Source organism: Acidovorax sp. FG27 (assembly GCF_040365715.1).
Lineage (GTDB): Bacteria > Pseudomonadota > Gammaproteobacteria > Burkholderiales > Burkholderiaceae_C > Paracidovorax.
This window is the reverse complement of sequence record NZ_BAABVY010000002.1, coordinates 263,366-280,566: the sequence shown is the minus strand read 5'-3', so window position 1 is coordinate 280,566 and position 17,201 is coordinate 263,366. Positions and strand designations below refer to the sequence as shown.

General features: G+C 71.6%; 14 protein-coding genes. 3 read left to right on the top strand and 11 right to left on the bottom strand.

The window, feature by feature from the left end; all coding sequences use genetic code 11:
* Positions 1 to 92 precede the first annotated feature (92 nt).
* From ABWV53_RS01790 to ABWV53_RS01765, 6 genes are all read right to left on the bottom strand, one after another.
* Complete coding sequence (locus ABWV53_RS01790; RefSeq protein ID WP_353362728.1) at positions 93 to 1,211, bottom strand: lipocalin-like domain-containing protein; 1,119 nt, start codon at positions 1,209 to 1,211, stop codon at positions 93 to 95.
* Positions 1,212 to 1,289: 78 nt separating this feature from the next.
* Entirely contained in the window at positions 1,290 to 2,351 is a 1,062-nt protein-coding gene (locus tag ABWV53_RS01785; protein WP_353362307.1) for a PLP-dependent cysteine synthase family protein, read from the bottom strand.
* A gap of 52 nt (positions 2,352 to 2,403) precedes the next feature.
* Positions 2,404 to 3,453, bottom strand: a complete 1,050-nt coding sequence (locus tag ABWV53_RS01780; protein ID WP_353362726.1) for a tetratricopeptide repeat-containing glycosyltransferase — start codon at positions 3,451 to 3,453, stop codon at positions 2,404 to 2,406.
* Positions 3,454 to 4,587: 1,134 nt separating this feature from the next.
* Positions 4,588 to 5,286, bottom strand: a complete 699-nt coding sequence (locus tag ABWV53_RS01775) for an IPTL-CTERM sorting domain-containing protein (RefSeq protein ID WP_353362305.1) — start codon at positions 5,284 to 5,286, stop codon at positions 4,588 to 4,590.
* Positions 5,287 to 5,446: 160 nt separating this feature from the next.
* Entirely contained in the window at positions 5,447 to 8,242 is a 2,796-nt protein-coding gene (locus ABWV53_RS01770) for an ABC transporter permease (protein WP_353362303.1), read from the bottom strand.
* A gap of 107 nt (positions 8,243 to 8,349) precedes the next feature.
* Positions 8,350 to 9,327: a helix-turn-helix transcriptional regulator gene (locus tag ABWV53_RS01765; protein ID WP_353362301.1), complete on the bottom strand. Its 978-nt coding sequence runs from the start codon at positions 9,325 to 9,327 to the stop codon at positions 8,350 to 8,352.
* A gap of 210 nt (positions 9,328 to 9,537) precedes the next feature.
* On the opposite strand from ABWV53_RS01765, the gene ABWV53_RS01760 reads away from it, so the two are divergent.
* On the top strand, positions 9,538 to 10,308 hold the full coding sequence (locus tag ABWV53_RS01760; RefSeq protein ID WP_353362299.1) for a hypothetical protein: 771 nt from the start codon (positions 9,538 to 9,540) through the stop codon (positions 10,306 to 10,308).
* Between the two features lie 70 nt (positions 10,309 to 10,378).
* Here the strand turns inward: ABWV53_RS01760 and ABWV53_RS01755 are convergent, their stop codons facing one another.
* From ABWV53_RS01755 to ABWV53_RS01740, 4 genes are all read right to left on the bottom strand, one after another.
* Positions 10,379 to 11,080, bottom strand: coding sequence for an ABC transporter ATP-binding protein (locus tag ABWV53_RS01755; RefSeq protein WP_353362297.1), 702 nt, complete (start codon positions 11,078 to 11,080; stop codon positions 10,379 to 10,381).
* Positions 11,077 to 12,072, bottom strand: coding sequence for a tRNA (adenosine(37)-N6)-dimethylallyltransferase MiaA (miaA, locus tag ABWV53_RS01750; RefSeq protein WP_353362295.1), 996 nt, complete (start codon positions 12,070 to 12,072; stop codon positions 11,077 to 11,079). The genes ABWV53_RS01755 and miaA overlap by 4 nt, the downstream gene beginning before the upstream one ends.
* Positions 12,059 to 13,306: a multidrug effflux MFS transporter gene (locus ABWV53_RS01745; protein WP_353362293.1), complete on the bottom strand. Its 1,248-nt coding sequence runs from the start codon at positions 13,304 to 13,306 to the stop codon at positions 12,059 to 12,061. Before ABWV53_RS01745 ends, miaA begins: the two co-directional genes overlap by 14 nt.
* Positions 13,307 to 13,436: 130 nt before the next feature.
* Positions 13,437 to 14,321 (bottom strand): alpha/beta hydrolase, encoded by an 885-nt coding sequence (locus ABWV53_RS01740; RefSeq protein WP_353362291.1) that lies wholly within the window; start codon positions 14,319 to 14,321, stop codon positions 13,437 to 13,439.
* 275 nt (positions 14,322 to 14,596) lie between these two features.
* Between ABWV53_RS01740 and ABWV53_RS01735 the strand changes: the two genes are divergently transcribed.
* Entirely contained in the window at positions 14,597 to 15,538 is a 942-nt protein-coding gene (locus ABWV53_RS01735; RefSeq protein WP_353362289.1) for a 2-hydroxyacid dehydrogenase, read from the top strand.
* Between the two features lie 53 nt (positions 15,539 to 15,591).
* On the opposite strand, the gene ABWV53_RS01730 is transcribed toward ABWV53_RS01735, so the two are convergent.
* Positions 15,592 to 15,915, bottom strand: coding sequence for a hypothetical protein (locus ABWV53_RS01730; RefSeq protein WP_353362287.1), 324 nt, complete (start codon positions 15,913 to 15,915; stop codon positions 15,592 to 15,594).
* A gap of 81 nt (positions 15,916 to 15,996) precedes the next feature.
* Here ABWV53_RS01730 and ABWV53_RS01725 point away from each other — a divergent pair, with 81 nt between their 5' ends.
* Positions 15,997 to 17,199: a pyridoxal phosphate-dependent aminotransferase gene (locus ABWV53_RS01725; RefSeq protein ID WP_353362285.1), complete on the top strand. Its 1,203-nt coding sequence runs from the start codon at positions 15,997 to 15,999 to the stop codon at positions 17,197 to 17,199.
* Positions 17,200 to 17,201: the final 2 nt, after the last annotated feature.

The following is a 17,201-nucleotide window of genomic DNA, read 5'->3' as shown; positions in this document are numbered from 1 at the left end:
AATAGCGTGGGTCATGGGGCAGTGCTCCACGCGGTGGGGAATGCCGCCTCGTCCCTGGCGGCGAGGGCGCCATGCCCTCGCCGTCGGGCGGCTCAACTCAGTTCCAGCCGCCGAGCGTAGCCCGTCATCTCCAGGTAACCCTGGCCCACCGCGCTGCCGCTGGCGTCCACCAGGCGGCTCAGGCCCTCCCAATACACGGCCCCGGTGGAGCCTCGGCTGTCCAGCTCCTGGTCGTCCAGCACCGCCTGCACGGTGAAGCGCCCACGCGGCGTGGCCACCTGCCACTCGACCGGGTAGCGGGCGCCGGTCACGCCGCTCTGCCAGTGGCGCAGCGGCGTGAAGCTCACGTCGCCCGCGCCGAACACGATCGGCGCAGTCTCGCCCGCCGCACGCCACGACCCGCCGGCCCACAGCGCGCTGCCGTCGGCGCGCCGCAGCCGAAAGGCCATGAGCGCGGCGCCACCCTCCAGGTTCATGCCGATCCAGTCCCAGCCCACGGCGTCGGGGTGCATCAACGCCTCGCTCCATTCGTGGTCCAGCCAGGCTCGCCGGTCGTGCGGCGCGCTGCGCTCGTCCACCGCCATGCGCTGGCCCTCCAGCGTGATGTGGCCGGCCACCGCCAGCTGCGGCTGGCTGTAGTAGTGGCTCGCCTGCACGGGCTCGGGTCCCTTGCGCGACAGGCCGGCGCTGCCCTGCAGCAGCAGCGGCTGGGTGGTGACGAACGTCAGCTCCAGCCCGAACTGCGCGCCCTGCACGCGGGCGGTGTAGCGGCTGGTGCCGGGCGCGCTGCCATCGGCGCGCACCAGCGACCAGTCGCGCAGCCGCACGTCGGTGTCGTGCTCAGCTGCCTCGGCAATGCCGAAGCCGGCGCGGGCGATGCGCTGGTCGTGGTGGAGCCTGCGGCCCTGCACGTCGGTCAGCGCCGCATGCGCGAACACCAGCTGCCGCGCCGCGAAGGCCGAGCGCATGCCTTGCGCCGCGTCCACCCGCGAGCGGAAGAACGTCACCTGGAAACCCCAGCGCCGCCCGCCCGCCAGCGCCTGGCCGGTGATGTACCACCACTCCGTGCGCAAGTCCGGGTGGCTGCCGTGGTCGCGCGGAAAGACCAGGCTGCGCGGCGCAAGCGCCCGGGCCATGCCCGCCGGCAGCAGCCAGCCCGCCGCGCCGCCGCCCGCGCCCAGCGCGGCAAGCAGCCAGCGCCGGCGGTCCATGGCATGGGTCGCCGCACCCAGGAGGGTGTGGGGCAGGGCAGTGGGCAGCGGGGGCCGGGCAGGCATGGCCAGGTGCCTTCAGGCCAGCAAGGCATCCATGCGCGCACCCGCCGCCGCGCAGCAGCCCATGCGTGCCTGCACCCAGGCCTCGTCGTAGTAGGTCGGCAGGTAGCGCTCGCCCGAATCGCAGAGCAGCGAGAGGATGGAGCCTTCCTGCCCCTGTTCGCGCATCTCTCGCGCCAGCCGCAGCATGGCGACGAAGTTGGTGCCGGTGGACGGTCCCACGCGCCGGCCCAGCAACTGCGACAGCGCGCGCATGGCGGCGATGGAATCGTCGTCCGCGACTTCCTCCATGCGGTCCACCAGCGTGCGGATGAAGCTCGGCTCCACCCGCGGGCGGCCGATGCCCTCGATGCGCGAGCCCGGCGCCGTCAACGTCTCTACGCCCGTGCGGTGGTAGGCGCTGAACACCGAGCCCGCCGGGTCGGCCACGCACACCTGGGTGGCATGCCGCTGGTAGCGCACGTAGCGGCCGATGGTCGCGCTGGTGCCGCCCGTGCCCGCGCCCACCACGATCCAACGCGGCACCGCATGCCGCTCGTGCGCCATCTGCGTGAACATGCTTTCGGCGATGTTGTTGTTGCCGCGCCAGTCGGTGGCGCGCTCGGCGTAGGTGAACTGGTCCATGTAGTGCCCGCCCGTCTCGGCCGCCACGGCGCGGGCGGCGTCGTACACCTGGGCCGCGCTGTCCACGAAATGGCAGCGCCCGCCATAGAACTCGATCAGCGCGATCTTCTCGGCCGACGTGCTGCGCGGCATCACCGCCACGAACGGCAGGCCCAACAGGCGGGCGAAGTACGCCTCGCTCACGGCGGTGGAGCCGCTGGACGACTCCACGATGGTCGAGCCCTCGTGCAGCCACCCGTTGCACAGCGCGTAGAGGAACAGCGACCGCGCCAGCCGGTGCTTGAGACTGCCCGTCGGGTGGGTGGACTCATCCTTCAGGTAGAGGTCGATGCCCGCCGCCGCGTAACCCGGCAGGGGCAGGGGAATCAGGTGGGTGTCGGCGCTGCGGTGGTAGTCGGCTTCGATGCGCGCGATGGCGGCGGGCAGCCATCCGCTGGAGGAATGTGCGGTCATGCGGACGAGTATCGCAGGCACTCCGGTGCGGTGCGCCCGGCCGGCACGGCGCCTACAGCCCGAAGAACGGGCGATTGGCCTCGATGCGAGCGGCCTCCGCTGCAGGGAAGAGCCGCTGGTCCAGCAGCCTTTGCAGCGCCGATCGGCCCTGGTCGAAGTCCTGCACGTAAAAGGCGCTCACCGTCAGCTCGTCCAGGGCGCGCCAGGCATAGACGGCCGCGTCGACGAACAGGATGTCGTCCGGCCGGGGGATGCGCGCAGCCTCCTGGGCGTAGAGATGGGCGAGCGCGAACTCCGAACGCAGGCGGTGGTAGCGCGCCAGCTCGCACAGCGGCTCGGCACGCCGGGGGCGCTGCGCATAGGCGGCAAGGTAGCCCTCGCGCACTTCGTGCGCAGGAGCCTGCAGTTGTTCGGTGAGCACCGCCACCTGCATCGCCGCATACCAGCACTCTTCGTCCCACCCGCCCATGGCGGCACGCCGCCGATAGGCCTCGCGGGACTCCTGCAGCCGCCTCGCGTCGCGCAGGCTCTGGGCTAGGTAGAAGGCGTAGCGCGTGTTGCCGGGCGCATCGCGCAGCGCCTGCTCCAGCACGGCGATGTCGCGCAGATAGGTCTGCGGATCACGCGCCCGCGCACCGTCGTGCGAGACATCGATCAGCGGCCCGGTCACGGTCTGCCAGGCACCGTGCGCGGGCGCGGCGAGGAACTCGTGCAGAACGCCCTCCCACCGCCATGGCACCCGGGTGGCCACCATCGCGTTGCGCAGGTACTCGCAGTCGTTCATGCGGCAGGTGAACATGTACCCGTCGGCCTCCAGCCGGGGCCACGCAAAGCCTTCCGGTACGCGCAACTGCTCGTCCGCGTCGATGAAGAGCAGGTAGTCCGCCTGGGGGCGCGCCAGCTCCAGCGCCTCGTTGCGGTTGTGGGCGAAGTTCTTCCAGGGCCGCTCGTGCAGGCTGCCGGGCACATCCTGCAGGAAGCGGCGCACGATGTCCTGCGTGCCGTCCGTCGAGCCCGTGTCGACGATCACCCAGTGGTCGATGAGCGGCCGCACGGAAGCGAGGCACCGGGTGATCACCGGTGCCTCGTTCTTCACGATCATGTTCAGGCAGATGCGGGGGCGTGTCACTGCGGATCGGATGGGGGGCACCAGTGGCCCCCGTGGTGGGTGTCAAAGCGCTGCAGTTGCGGCGCTTCTGGGGCCGCTTTATTGACAGTAGGCCTCGGCCGTCACGTTGGCAGCCGATGTGCAATTGAACTTGCAGGACCACTGGTTGGCCGCGGAGCGGCGGGACGTCGCGATGGTATTCAGGAAGTCTGCCGAATTGCAGCCGCCCGACACCACGTTGCCCGACGAGCAGACGGCCGTCAAGTTGTCCTGGCCGGTGCCACCGTTGCAGTTGGTCGTGGCCGACGTGGAAGTCGTCAGGGTGCCGACGCTTCCCGTCGGACCTGCGGGCCCGGCTGCACCGGTATTGCCGGTCGCCCCCGTAGGACCAGTGGCCCCCGTCGATCCATTGGGACCCTGAATACCCTGAGGGCCCTGAATGCCTGTCGCCCCCGTAGCCCCGGTGGCGCCCGTCTGCCCGGTCGCGCCTGTCGGTCCCGTCGCGCCCGTCGACCCCGTTGCTCCAGTCACCCCGGTGGGGCTGGTGGCACCCGTCTGCCCGGTCGCGCCTGTCGGTCCCATTGCGCCTGTCGACCCTGTTGCTCCGGTCCCCCCCGTGGGGCCGGTGGCACCCGTGCTGCCGACTCCGCCGGCCCCGGTCGGTCCGGTCATACCCGTCGCACCTGTGGATCCGGTAGGGCCCGTTGCCCCGGTGGCACCCGTGGCGCCCGCGGCGCCTGCTGGGCCGGTGGCCCCGGTCGCACCCGTCGCACCTGCGCCAATGCCCGGATTGCACTTGGTCAATTGCCCCGTGGCGCCGTCATGGCAGGTGAGGTTGCTGCTCGTGCCCGATGACGATATGCCCGGCACATAGACCTCGCCCGTGCCCTGAACGCGCAGCCGCTCCTGGCCCCCGGAGCCCTTGACAACGAAGCCGCCGCCGGCGGGCGGGGTGGCGGAGATGTCCGCCGCCATCACGCCAGCGGCATGCAGGGCGAAGACGGAACACACGGCAGTGGCGGCCCAATGGGCGCCTGGGCGGGGGTGGGACTTGGACATGACCATCCTTTTCTCTGTTTCAGAGCGGGTGTTCGAGGGGAGGGGGCCGGGCCATGCCCGGGGGCAGTTTCAGCCGGAATGGCTTCCGAAGGCCGTGCGGTCGCGCCGGCTCCGGAAGGCAAACGCCGCCAGCAGCAGCGACAGCAGGACCAGGCCGAATTCGCTCAGCGTGGGGATGGCCGCCGGGGAGGTGGCCGCACCGATCTGCACGTTGGCCGGCACATTGGCGAAATTGCGCGTGACGGTGGCGTTAGGCCCCAGGTTGATCACGGCGGTGCCGCCGGACGAGGTCAGCTGCACCGGCTGCGCTGCGGTGCCCTGGAGGGTGAGCGCGCCCAGCACTGTGATGTTGGCGCCCTGCGGCAGCACGAAGGTGCGCCCCGTGGTGCTCTGCAACACCAGGTTCTGGACGGTGATGGTGCCGCTCAGTTGCGAGGTGTTGCCGACATTGCAGCCGTCGCGCAGCACCAGCGTGTTGTTGCCCGTGTTGGTCCCGTTGGCGGACAGGTTGCCGCCCAGGGAGATCGTGCCGCCGGTGCCGGTGATGTCCGAGCCCGAGGCGAAGATGGCGTCGGAGTCCGAAGAAAAGGTGCCACCGCCCAGGTTGAGCGTGCCCTGCAGGTCGAGCGAAGTGCAGCCGATGTCGATGGCTCCGCCCGCCACGTCGAGCGAGCTGCCCGGCGGTACCACCACCTGAGCCGCCACGGGAGCGCACAGGGAAAGCAAAAGCGCGGCACCGGCAACCCAGCGCAGGGACGGTCGAATCATGGGAACTCCTTGGGCGGCAACCGTGCAATACCCGGCGAAGCGGCGTCGGATCCGGGCGAGGAAGCACCGTTGTGAAAGCCGTGTCGTCAATTGACGGTGGTTAACATTTTGGGTGAATGTATTCGAGTCTGAACAAATTGCTACCCGGGCAAAGCCAGTGTTACCAATCTTCCTTCACGGCGGCCGCCATCTGCCGCGACATCGACGTCCGAGCAGCCGACCATGCCGCGAGCGTGCCGGCCGTGATGGTGGCAGCCGCCATCCACCCGAGGCGGTCCACCGGCACGAGCAGCTCCATGGTCCAGTGAAAGCTCTGCGGATTGACGACGTGCACCAGGATCACCGACACGGCCCAGCCCAGCACGGTGCCGGCCATAGCGCCCACCGCCGTCCACACGGCCCCTTCGCCGGCCACCACCGCCAGCACCTGGCGGCGGGTCAGGCCCAGGTGGACCAGCAGGCCGAACTCCTTGCGCCGCGCCAGCATCTGGGCGCTGAAGCTGGCGGCCACTCCGAAGAGCCCGATGCCGATCGCCACGGCCTGCAGCCAGTAGGTGACCGCGAAGCTGCGGTCGAAGATGGCGAGCGACCGCTCGCGGATGGCGGCGGCGGAGCTGAATTCCAGCGGCACGGCGGCGGCTGGCAGCGTGCCGGCCTGCGCGGCACTTCTTTCGCTGCCGGTGCCGTTGCGATCCGGCTCGCCCTGCGCTGCGCCGGCCGGTCGCCCGAGTTGCCGTGCCAGCGCCGAGATGGCGCCGCGCAGCGCCGCCTCGTCGGCGCGCGGCGCCGGCCACAGGGCGAGGTCGGTGGTGCGCTCATCGCCCGTCAGCCGGATGAAATCCGCCCGGTCCAGCGTCACCGCGCCGAACTGGCGCACGTAGTCGCGCCATACACCTGCTATGAAAAATGTAGCTAGGTGCGCTGTATCCACCTGCGCCAGCGGCCTGAAAGCCTGGGAAAGCGCGGGCCAGTCCATGCCCGGCCGCACGTCATAGAGCTGCACGACCGCCTCGCTCACGTACACGCCCACGCGCCCTGCGGGAACGGGCAGCGCGGCGCTGACCAGCGGCAGGGCCTGGGCGGCGTCCGCGCCCGTGCCCAGGCCCTGGCGGGCCAGCAGCGCGACGGCGGGGCGGGTCGGCTCCAGCAGCAGGTTGCCCACGCGCAGCGGTTGCAGGCGTTCCACGCCGGGCAGGCGGGCGACGGACTCGGCAAAGCCGGCCGGAAAGGTGGCGGTGGCCTCGTCGCCCCCGCTGCCGGCGGCGGCGATGCGCACGTAGAGCGGTGCGGGCAGCACGGCGTCCAGCCACTGGATGACGGAGCCCCGGAAGCTCGACACCATCACCGTCAGGGCGACGGCCAGGCTGAGCGAGGCGACCACGCCGCCCACGGCCACGGCGGCGGTGCCGCGCATGCGGCGGGCGCGCTCCAGCGCCAGCAGCGGCAACGGGTGGGTGAAGGCGTGGCGCTGCACCAGCGGCTGCACAGCGTTCAGCAGCACCTGCACCAGCCAGGGCAGCAGGGCGATGCCGCCCACCAGCAGCAGGCCCACGGCCGCGTAGGCCGCCAGCGGCACGCCCCAGACCGGCGGCGCGAAGGCCAGCCCCGCCGCCGCGGCGATCAGCGCCAGGCCCAGGGCGCCGCCCCGGCCGGCGCCAGCGCCCTGGCCGCCCAGCCCCTTGAGGGTCTGCGCGGGCGGCAGCTGCTGCGCCTGACGCGCCGGCCACCAGCCGCCCGCCAGCGCCGCCGCCACGCCCAGCAGGCCGTATACGCCGGCGGCCGTGGCACTCCACTGCAGTGTGGGCCGCACGCCCGCGAAGTAGCCGCCGCCCAGGTCGCCGCCCAGCACGCGCAGCGCCAGGGCCGCCAGCGCCGTGCCCAGCGCCAGGCCGCACGCGCTGCCCAGCAGGCCGAGGGCGGCCGATTCGGCGAGCACCAGCGCCCGCCGCTCGCGGGGCGTGGCACCCAGCACCGCCAGCAGCGCGAACTGCGGCGCGCGCTGCGCCACGCTGAGCGCCAGCACGGAGAAGACGAGGAAGGCGCCGGTGAACAGTGCCACCAGCGCCAGCACGGTGAGGTTGACGCGGTAGGCGCGCGAGAGATTGCTCACGCGCTGCGCGGCGTCGCCGGGCTCGGCCACGACCACGCCGCCGGGCCAGCCGGGCAGGGCCTGCAGTTCGCGCTCCACCGCGCTGCGCTGCACGCCGGGGCGCAGCTGCAGGTCGATGCGGGTGAGCTGCCCACCGCGCCCGAACAGGTCTTGCGCGGCGCCGATGTCCATCACCGCCAGCGGCGCACCGGCCGCGGCCACGGTGCCGGCGACCTGCACGGTGTAGGTGCGCAGGCCGGCTTGCAGGGTGAGGGTGCGCGGCGCCCAGGGCGCAGCCGTCGCCGGGGCCGACGTAGCGGCAAAAGAGCCCCGGTCCGCCCCGCCGAGCGCCTGCAGGGCGGCGGCGTTCAGGAAGACGGTGGCGGGCGAGAGCATCGCCAGCCGGGGCGCGCCGGCGAAGGCCTGGGGCATGAGGGCGGGCGCCACCGCCGGCAGGGTGAGCGCGTCGGCGCCGACGAGGCGCAGGGCGACCGGCGCCACGGGGGCCGGCGGGCCCCCGGCATCGCCCGCCGGCCCGTCGCCCGTGCGGGCCTGCACGGTCATCTCCAGCCAGGGGCTGGCCAGCGCCACCTGCGGGTGGGCCGCGGCGGCCGCGTACACCGACTCGGGCAGCGCGCCCTGCGCGGCGCGCAGCTCCAGGTCGGGCTGCCCGTTGACGGAACGCACCGCCTGCGAGAATTCCTGAAGCGCCGACGCGTTGATCACGTGCACCGCGAAGCCCAGCGCCACGCCCAGCATCACCGCCACCACGGCCGCCGCGCTGCGCCAGGGGTGGTGGCGCAGCTCCTGCCAGGAAAAGCTGCGCAGCAGGCGCACGAGCGGGGTGGAGACGAATGGCGAGGGCATGCAGGCGATGGGGTTCACCCACCGCATTGTCTGGCAGCGGCCCGCAGCGGGGCTTGTGCGGGCGTTTGCGGGCGTTCGCGGGCGGCGCGCCGGATGGTCGTGGGCGACTACTCCAGCCGCCGCAGCGCGTCGATGAGCTGCGCGACGTTGGAAACCCCCAGCTTGTCGTAGGCGGCCCTCAGCTGGTTGCGCACGGTGGCGGGCGAGCGCCCGAGCCGGGCAGCCACCTCCTTGTAGCTGTTGCCCTGGGCGGTCAGCTCCGCCACGCGCAGCTCGCTCGGCGTCAGCCCGTCCGCCGCGCAGCGCGGCCGGCATCTGAGGAACAACAGGCCATGCCGTGCATGGTGGCGGATCACCACCGTGCGGCCCGCATGGCAGGCCTGCCCGCGCAGGAAGACGTCGAGCGCCGCCGTGGGCACCACCTGGCCCGGCCAGCCAGGCCATTCGGTGCGGAGCATGGCCTTGAAGGGCTCGTCGGCGTGGTAGATCACGCCGCGCAGGTCGGCAATCGCCGTGCCGCAGGGCGGCGGCCCCGCCGGGTGCACCTCGCGCAGATGCATGCGCCGGTTGATGGCCAGCGCCTGCATCACGTGGGGCGCGATCTGGTGCACGAACGCCGTCTCGTGCGCCTGCGCCTCGGCCTCGGGGTCGGCGCGGAACAGGGATATCCAGTGCACGAATCTCCGATCCGTGTCGTTGTCGGCCGTGATGAAGTTGTTGTTCAACCCCCAGCGCTTCATATGGTCTCCCAACCGGCGATGCTCGCCATGACGGGGCCAGGTGGGTGCATGGACGCGAACCGTGCCCCGGCGCCGATCCATCAGGCTGGCCGCCGCCGTGTCCAGGTGCTTGACCTGCTCGTACTCGGCCATCATGTCGGTGCCCTGCTCGAACAAGTGCAGCGTATGGATGTCGATGCCCGCCGCAGTGGTCCGTGCCGTGCCCCACATCGCCGAGTCGAACGGCAGCACGGTCTGCAGCAGCCGCAGCGCGTCGTCCTGGAACGCGTCGATGGCATGTTCGTGCGCCATGGCGTATAGGCGCAGCAGGAGGTCGCTCGGGTCTTGGGGCGTGCTGGAGGGCATGGCTTGACGAGCAGCAGTGGGCTGGTTGCGGTCGTGCGGTCGGCACGTGCGGCGGCGGCCGTGACGCGTGGTCGCGCCAGCCCGCATGGTGCATCTGCATCATGGCTCGAATGGTCTTGGCAAGGAACACTCGTGTCGTGGACAGCCGGGTGTGTGTGGCCCGAGCGCCACGCCCGTCCTCTTCGCAAGCCTCTCATCCCAGGACCCACCATGACGTTCCCTGTTGCTTCTCCTTGTTCCGCTTCTCGCCTTGCCCCGGTCCGCCTCGGTCTCATGGGCGCAGCCATGGGCCTTTTGGCCGCCTGCGGCGGGGGCGGCTCCTCGGAGGATTCCCCTCCTGCTGCGTCCACCACCTACATCAGCTTTGCCGGCAGCAGCAACGGCGAGTCCGTGGTCGACGCGTACAACAAGCTGGCCAAGTTCAGGGCAGGGACGCGCGGCATGGAGGTGGCGGGCGTTCCGTCGGACATCACCATCGACAACGACAACAATCTGCTGAAGACCGGCTACCAGGCGATCGGCAAGGTCCAGCTGGTTGCGGGCACCGGCGGCACCACCATCGCTGGATTGGTGGCCAAGGATGAAACCATGCTGGCCATCGAGGCGGCGGGTTCCGGGGCCGTGACGCTGGGCAAGAGCGACGTGCGATTCGCACCCCCTGGCTCCGGCTCCGGCTCCGGCTCCGGTTCCGGTTCCGGTTCCGGCTCGGGTTCGGGCTCTGGCTCTGGCTCTGGCTCTGGCTCTGGCTCTGGCAGTCTGGCGGCCTGCAGCCAACTGAAGTACCCGGGAGATACCTCGGATCCGCAGGTCTATAGCTACGACAGAATCGCGCAGTTCGATATCTGCGCCTACAAGGCCACGGGCGACAGCAAATATCTCACCGACGGCAACCGGCAGTGCAGCGTGCTGGACGGGCTGCTGCGCGCCACGTCCAGCACATTCAAGCCGCTCTTTTGCAATGGCGCCTCGTTGAAGATGTGATGCGTGCCCCCCCAAAGGAGTGCGCCAGCGTTCGGGCGATGAACCGTTTCACGGCCCGGCCGGTGGCGCTTCACCCCGACGTTGCCAAACCGTTCATGCGCAACCGCAACACCCGGTCGGCCAGCGCCGCGGCGGCCTGCGAATGCGTCACCAGCACCAGCGCCGTGCCATTTTCGCGGGTCTGTGCCTGAAGCAGTTCCATCACCCGCGAGGCCGTGCCAGGGTCCAGGTTGCCGGTGGGCTCGTCGGCCAGCAGCAGGGCGGGGCGGTGCACCAGGGCGCGGGCGATGGCCACGCGCTGCAGCTGGCCGCCGCTCAGCTGCTGGGGCAGGCGCGACCCCAGCCCCTGCAGGCCGACGGCGGCCAGCATCCGGTCGACGCGGGCGGGGTCTTGCCGGCCCAGCAGCATGAGCGGCAGGGCCACGTTCTGCGCCACGTCCAGGTGCGGCAGCACATGGAAGGCCTGGAACACGAAGCCCACCTGCCGCCGCCGCCAGAGTGCCCTCTGGGTGTCGTCCAGCGTGCCCAGGTCGATGTCGCCCTGCAGGATGCGGCCCTCGTCCCAGGTGTCCAGCCCCGCCAGGCAGTTGAGCAGCGTGGACTTGCCCACGCCCGAGTCGCCCACGATGGCGATGAATTCGCCGCGCTGCACCTGCAGGTCGACACCGCGGAAGACGGCCTCCTCGCCATAGTGCTTGCCCAGGCCGGTCACGGTGAGCACCGGGCCGGTTGCGGCATCGCTCGCCGGAGTGGGGGGCGCGGCGGCGTTCATGGCGCGGGCCTCTCGGCCAGCAGCGCCTGCACGCGGCGCACCAGCGTGCCGGTGGCGTCCGCCGCGTCACAGGCGATGACCTGGCGCTGGGGCATGCCGCGCAGCCAGGTGATCTGGCGCTTGGCCAGCTGCCGCGTGGCCGCCACGCCGCGTTCGCGCAGGTCGGCGGCGGGCCACTGGCCGGTAGCGGCTTCGAAGTCCAGCGCCTCCCAGGCCTGGCGGTAGCCCACGCAGCGCATCGAGGGCAGGTCCGGGTGCAGGTCGCCACGGGCGCGCAGGCGACGCACTTCGTCGACGAAGCCGGCCTGCAGCATGGCGTCGAAGCGCTGGGCGATGCGCCCATGCAGCCAAGCGCGGTCTTGCGGTTCCAGAGAAAAAAGGGCGATGGCGCCCGGTGCGCCTGGGCTTGATGCTATCTTTTTGGAAGTGTGGAAGTGGGAGAGCGGCTGGCCCGAGACATGCCACACCTCCAGCGCCCGCTGGATGCGCTGACTGTCGGCTGGCGCCAGGCGCGCGGCCGTGACGGGGTCGACGCGGGCCAGTTCGGCATGCATGCCGGGCCAGCCGATGGCGGCGGCCTGGGCCTCCAGCCGGGCGCGCACGGCGGGGTCGGCGGGCGGCATGTCGTCGATGCCGCCTTCCAGCGCCTTCAGGTACAGCATGGTGCCGCCCACCAGCAGCGGCAGCGCGCCGCGTGCGCGGATCTCGCCCATGAGGCGCTGCGCGTCGGCCACGAATTCGGCCGCGCTGTAGGCCTGCAGGGGGTCGCGGATGTCGATCAGGTGGTGCGGCACGCGGGCCAACTCGTCGGCGCTGGGCTTGGCGGTGCCGATGTCCATGCCGCGATAGACCAGCGCCGAATCGACGCTGATGATTTCCACCGGCAGCGCGGGCGCCAGCGCCTGGGCGATGGCGAGCGCGCCGGCGGTCTTGCCCGAGGCGGTGGGGCCGGCCAGGGCGATGGCGGCGGGCCAGGCGTCAGCGCGAGGCATGCAGGCCTCCGGCGAAGCGCGGCACCAGCGTCCACGCGATGGCGGCCAGCAGCGCCGCCCAGAAAGCGACGCCCTGCACCAGCGGCAGGGCGGTGCCGGCCGGCTGCGCACCCAGCCAGGCCCCGCTGCCGAAGGCCGCCAGCATCATCATGAAACCGTTGAGCGCCGAGGCCACGCCCGCGGCCTGCGGAAACGGGCCGACCGCGCCGCTCTGGCCGCAGGGCTGGTGGATGCCGTGGCCCAGCATGAAGAGATAGAAGGGCAGCAGCAGCGCCCAGGGCGAGGGCCAGCCCGCCAGCGAGCAAGCCACCAGCCCGCAGCCCCCGGCCGCGCTGAGCGCCCCCGCCAGCGCCACGGTGCGTACCAGCCCCAGCCGCGCCAGCAGCCGCCGGCACAGCAGCGTGCCCAGCAGGTAGGCCAGCGCCGTGGAGAGCAGCGCCATGCCGTAGGCCGTGCGGGACAGGCCCAGCACGTCGATGAAGGCGAAGGACGATGCGGCCAGGAAGGTGAACAGCCCGCCGTAGCTGGCGGTGGTCAGCAGCGAAAACGCCCAGAACGCGGGCGTGCCCAGCACGTGCGCCCAGGTGCGCACCAGCGTGGCGGGGTGCAGGGCGCGCGGGTTGCGCTGCGCCAGCGTCTCGGGCAGGCGCAGCGCGACCAGGGTGAGCGTGGCGATGGCATAGGCGGTGAGCACCAGCAGCGCGGCGCGCCAGCCCAGCGCATCGGCCAGCAGCCCGCCCAGCGGGGCGCACAGGCAGGCGATCAGGCCCAGCCCGGTCAGCGCCTTGGACATGGCGCGGGCGCCGGCCAGCGGCGTGTATAGGTCGCGCACGATGGCGCGGGCGCACATCACCACCGCGCCCATCGCCGCGCCCTGGGCCGTGCGCCACACCACCAGCAAGTCCATGGACGGCGCGAGCGCGCTGCCCACCGAGGCGGCGGTGTAGGCCGCCAGGCCGACGAGCAGGATGGGGCGGCGGCCGAAGCGGTCGGAGAGCGGCCCCCACGCGAGCTGCGAGACGCCGAAGGCCAGCAGCAGCGCGCTCAGGGTGAGATGGGCGGAGGCGACGCTGGCGCCCAGGCTGCGCGTGAGCGCGGGCAGGGCGGGCAGGTAGAGATCGGTGGTGACGGGCTGAATGCTCAGCAGCAGGGCCAGCACGACCACGGCAAGGCCGGGTGACAGGGCCGTGCTCGGCAAGGGCTCCGACCCGGGGGCGGCGGAGGATGCGGACATGGTGCGGGCGAGGGTACCAGAGACGGCCGCCCTGGCGCGCCGCGCGCCCTGCGCCGACCGGCGCTGGTGCCCGTCCTGCCGCTGCCTGCCGGCCTGGGTTCAGGTCACGGGCAGGCCGCCAGCGGGCCGGTCAGATACGCTGCGCCGGCACCGCCGACGCCTGCTGCGCGCCGCTGCCCGGCGGGCCCAGCTTGAACAGGTCGGCCAGCGCCTCGCGGTACTGGTCCTGCCCCAGGTCGTTGGTGTTGTGGTGCGTGCCGCCTTCCACGACGACGAAGCGCTTGGGCTCCTGCGCCGCCTCGTAGAGCTTGCGGCCGAGCGACGGCAGGATGAGCCGGTCGTCGCTGCCGTGCACGACCAGCAGCGGCGAGCCGATGTGGGCCACCTTCTGCGCCGACTCGAAGCGCTGAGTGATGAGGCCGGAGATCGGCAGCCAGCCCCACTTGAAGGTGCTGACCACTTCGGCGATGTTGGTGAAGGTGCCTTCGACGATGGTGCCTTTCTCGTCCGGCACCTGCGCGGCCAGGTCGATGGCGATGGCGCCGCCCAGGGAGTGGCCGAAGATGTAGCGGTCGCTGCGCGGCGCCTTGCCAGCCAGCCAGCGCCAGGCGGTGTGGGCGTCTTCCAGCGCGGTGGCTTCGGAGGGCAGGCCCGCGCTGCTGCGCCCGAAGCCCCGATAGTCCACCGCCAGCACCGAGAAACCCATCTCCTGCATGCGGCGGATGCGCGGCGCCGAGCCGGTCACGTTCCAGCGGGCGCCGTGCAGGTACAGCAGCACCGGCGCGTCGGCCTGGCCGGCCGGCATCCAGAGGCCGTGCAGCTTCTCGGCGCGCGAGGTGACGGTGGACTGGAAGTCGATCCACACGTCCTGCATGCCGTCGGTCATCTGCATGCCGCCCCAGGCCCGGTCGCTGGGCTGGAAGATCCATTCGCGCTGCTTGGCGTCGAGCGTGGCGCAGCCCGCCGTGACAGCCATGGCCAGGGCGAGGCAGGAGAAGACGGACCAGCGTTTCATCATGGATCGGACTGAGTGGCGAAGCAGTGGAAAGTTCAGCTAACGGACGGTGCCCCCGCACGGATGACAGCCGTGGAGCGAAGGGGGGGCCGCGGCGTGGAAAGCGCCGAAGGCGCGGCCGGAAAGGCCGAGCAAGTTTCGTGCATGGTTACCATCGGCACCATGGGGGTTCCACTGCGTACCCCACTGTCTGGTTCTGGCCTTTTCGGGCTGCAGCGCTCCATGCGATTGGGCTTTGCGCTATCGAAAGGGTAGCAATATCTGGAGTTGATGCTTTGACCGATCCCAAGATCCCCCTGCTCGTCATCCACACCCTGGCGCCGGGCCACCAGGCACAGATCGCCGAACGCTACGACCTGCACTACGCCCCGACCGCGTCGGACCGCACGGCGGCCATCGCCACACAGGGCGAGCGGTTCCGTGCTGTGCTGACCATCGGCTCGACGGGCCTGACGGCGCAGGAAATGGTGGCCATGCCGTCGCTGGAGCTGGTCTGCGCGCTCGGCGCGGGCTATGAAAACATCGACGTGGAGGCCGCCCGTGCGCGCGGCATCACCGTGGCGACGGGCGCCGGCACCAACGACGAATGCGTCGCCGACCATGCCTTCGGGCTGCTGCTGGGCGTCGTGCGCGGCCTGCGCCCGCTGGACCGGCTGGTGCGCGAAGGCGTCTGGCGCACGGCCATCCCGCTGCCGCCCAACGTGTCGGGCAAGCGCCTGGGCATCTTCGGGCTGGGGGCCATCGGGCAGAAGATCGCACGGCGCGCCGCCGCGTTCGACATGCCGGTGGGCTATCACAACCGCCAGCCGCGCCAGGGCGTGGACCACCGTTATTTCGACAGCCTGGAGGCCCTGGCCAAATGGTGCGACGTGCTCGTCTGCGCCACGCCCGGCGGCCCCGCCACCCGCCACCGCATCGGCGCCGACGTGCTGGATGCGCTGGGCCCGCAGGGCTATCTCGTCAACATCTCGCGCGGCAGCGTGGTCGACACCGACGCCCTGGCGGCCGCCCTGCGCGAGCACCGCATCGCTGGCGCGGGCCTCGATGTCTATGAAAGCGAGCCGGCGCCGCCCGAGTCGCTGATCGCGCTGGACAACGTGCTGCTGACCCCGCACGTGGCCGGCTGGTCGCCCGAGGCAGTGCAAAGCAGCATCGATCAGTTCCTGGCGAATGCCGAAGGGCACTTTTCCGGCCGGGGCGTGGTCGCGCCTGCCTGAGGGCGACCGCGCCTCGCCGGCCGACCCGCCTACGCGGGGGTGGCCGGATCGGTTCAGGGCCGGGCGTAGCCCCGGCAGGCGCCCGCGTTCGGCAGGCCCTTGCATTCGCGCAGCAGGCGCCGGTCCCGCTGGGCCGGGGTCTCGCCCGAATGGTTCTGTGAGTCCTTCACGCGCAGGCCAGCTCGTTTGTGCGGCTTGGGCGCCTTGGCGGATGCCACCCTGGCCGTCTTGTCGGCGGCGGCGGCCTGGGACGGCGCGGCTGCCAGCATCCCGGCGAGCGCCCAAGGCAGGGCCAGCGAGGTGATGGCATGGCGCAGGAACGGACGGCTGCGCCGCTGGCGCACCGCTGATGTTGGTGAAACGTGGGCTCGAATCATGAAGCAATCTCCCTGGCCGCAATATAAGCCGGGTGCGCGGGTTTCGGCCGCAAAGGCAAGGCGGGTTGACGTTCCGCTACAGTGCCTGCGTTCCGTTTTCATTCCACTCGTTCATTAGTCCAGCCCATGCGCGCCACCCTCGCCACCCTGCAGGAATCCCGTATCCGTGAAGTCGCCAACGCCGGCATGGGCCGTGGCGACGTGCTGCCTTTCTGGTTCGGCGAAAGCGACGAGCCCACGCCCCAGGTCATCCGCGATGCGGCGGTGGCCTCCCTGCAACGCGGCGAGACCTTCTATTCCCACAACCTGGGCCTGCCGGACCTGCGCGAGCAGGTCGCGGCCTATGCCAGCCGGCTGCACGGCGCGGTGGGCATGGACCGCATCGCCATCACCTCGGGTGGCGTGAACGCGCTCATGCTGGCGATGCAGGCATTGCTGGATGCTGGCGACGAGGTCGTCGCGGTCACGCCGGTCTGGCCCAACCTGACGGCCCAGCCCGTGGTGCTGGGCGCACGCCTGCGCTGCGTGCCGCTCAGCCCGCAGCCGGACGGCGCCTGGGCGCTGGACATGGCCGCGCTGCTGGCCGCCATCACCCCCGCCACGCGCCTGCTGGTGCTGAATGCGCCCAACAACCCCACCGGCTGGACGCTGTCGGCCCAGGAGCAGTGCACCATCCTGGCGCACTGCCGCGCCACCGGCACCTGGATCCTGGCCGACGAGGTGTACGAACGCCTGTATTACGAGCCGACACCCAACGCCTGCGCTCCCAGCTTCCTCGACATCGCGCAGCCGGACGACCGGCTGGTGGTGGTGCAGAGCTTTTCCAAGAGCTTTCTCATGACGGGCTGGCGCCTGGGCTGGCTGGTGATGCCGCCGGCGCTGACGCCCCACATGGGCAAGCTGGTGGAGTTCAATACCTCCTGTGTGAGCGTCTTCACCCAGCGGGCCGGCCTGGCGGCGCTGGCGCACGAGGCCGACATCACGCCCCGGGTGGTGGCGCACATGCGCGCCTGCCGCGACACGCTGGTGCCGCTCCTGCAGGCGCTGCCCGGGGTCTCCGTCGCGCCGGCCAAGGGCGGCATGTACGCGTTCTTCCGGCTGGAGGGTCAGCCCGACTCGCTGGCGCTGGCCAAGCGCCTGGTGGCCGAGGCGGGCCTGGGCCTGGCGCCGGGCGTGGCGTTCGCCGACGAAGCCGAAGGCTGGCTGCGCTGGTGCTTCGCCTCCCAGGACACGGGCCGGCTGGCGGAGGGGGTGGGGCGGCTGAAAAAGTGGCTCGGGTTATAATC

What these genes read in the sequence shown, in the direction of transcription:
- ABWV53_RS01740 (WP_353362291.1), bottom strand. Translation starts at nt 14,321, where the DNA reads ATGAAACGCTGGTCCGTCTTCTCCTGCCTCGCCCTGGCCATGGCTGTC.
- ABWV53_RS01775 (WP_353362305.1), bottom strand. Translation starts at nt 5,286, where the DNA reads ATGATTCGACCGTCCCTGCGCTGGGTTGCCGGTGCCGCGCTTTTGCTT.
- miaA (WP_353362295.1), bottom strand. Translation starts at nt 12,072, where the DNA reads ATGCCTCGCGCTGACGCCTGGCCCGCCGCCATCGCCCTGGCCGGCCCC.
- ABWV53_RS01770 (WP_353362303.1), bottom strand. Translation starts at nt 8,242, where the DNA reads ATGCCCTCGCCATTCGTCTCCACCCCGCTCGTGCGCCTGCTGCGCAGC.
- ABWV53_RS01755 (WP_353362297.1), bottom strand. Translation starts at nt 11,080, where the DNA reads ATGAACGCCGCCGCGCCCCCCACTCCGGCGAGCGATGCCGCAACCGGC.
- ABWV53_RS01730 (WP_353362287.1), bottom strand. Translation starts at nt 15,915, where the DNA reads ATGATTCGAGCCCACGTTTCACCAACATCAGCGGTGCGCCAGCGGCGC.
- ABWV53_RS01785 (WP_353362307.1), bottom strand. Translation starts at nt 2,351, where the DNA reads ATGACCGCACATTCCTCCAGCGGATGGCTGCCCGCCGCCATCGCGCGC.
- ABWV53_RS01765 (WP_353362301.1), bottom strand. Translation starts at nt 9,327, where the DNA reads ATGCCCTCCAGCACGCCCCAAGACCCGAGCGACCTCCTGCTGCGCCTA.
- ABWV53_RS01790 (WP_353362728.1), bottom strand. Translation starts at nt 1,211, where the DNA reads ATGGACCGCCGGCGCTGGCTGCTTGCCGCGCTGGGCGCGGGCGGCGGC.
- ABWV53_RS01745 (WP_353362293.1), bottom strand. Translation starts at nt 13,306, where the DNA reads ATGTCCGCATCCTCCGCCGCCCCCGGGTCGGAGCCCTTGCCGAGCACG.
- ABWV53_RS01760 (WP_353362299.1), top strand. Translation starts at nt 9,538, where the DNA reads ATGACGTTCCCTGTTGCTTCTCCTTGTTCCGCTTCTCGCCTTGCCCCG.
- ABWV53_RS01780 (WP_353362726.1), bottom strand. Translation starts at nt 3,453, where the DNA reads ATGATCGTGAAGAACGAGGCACCGGTGATCACCCGGTGCCTCGCTTCC.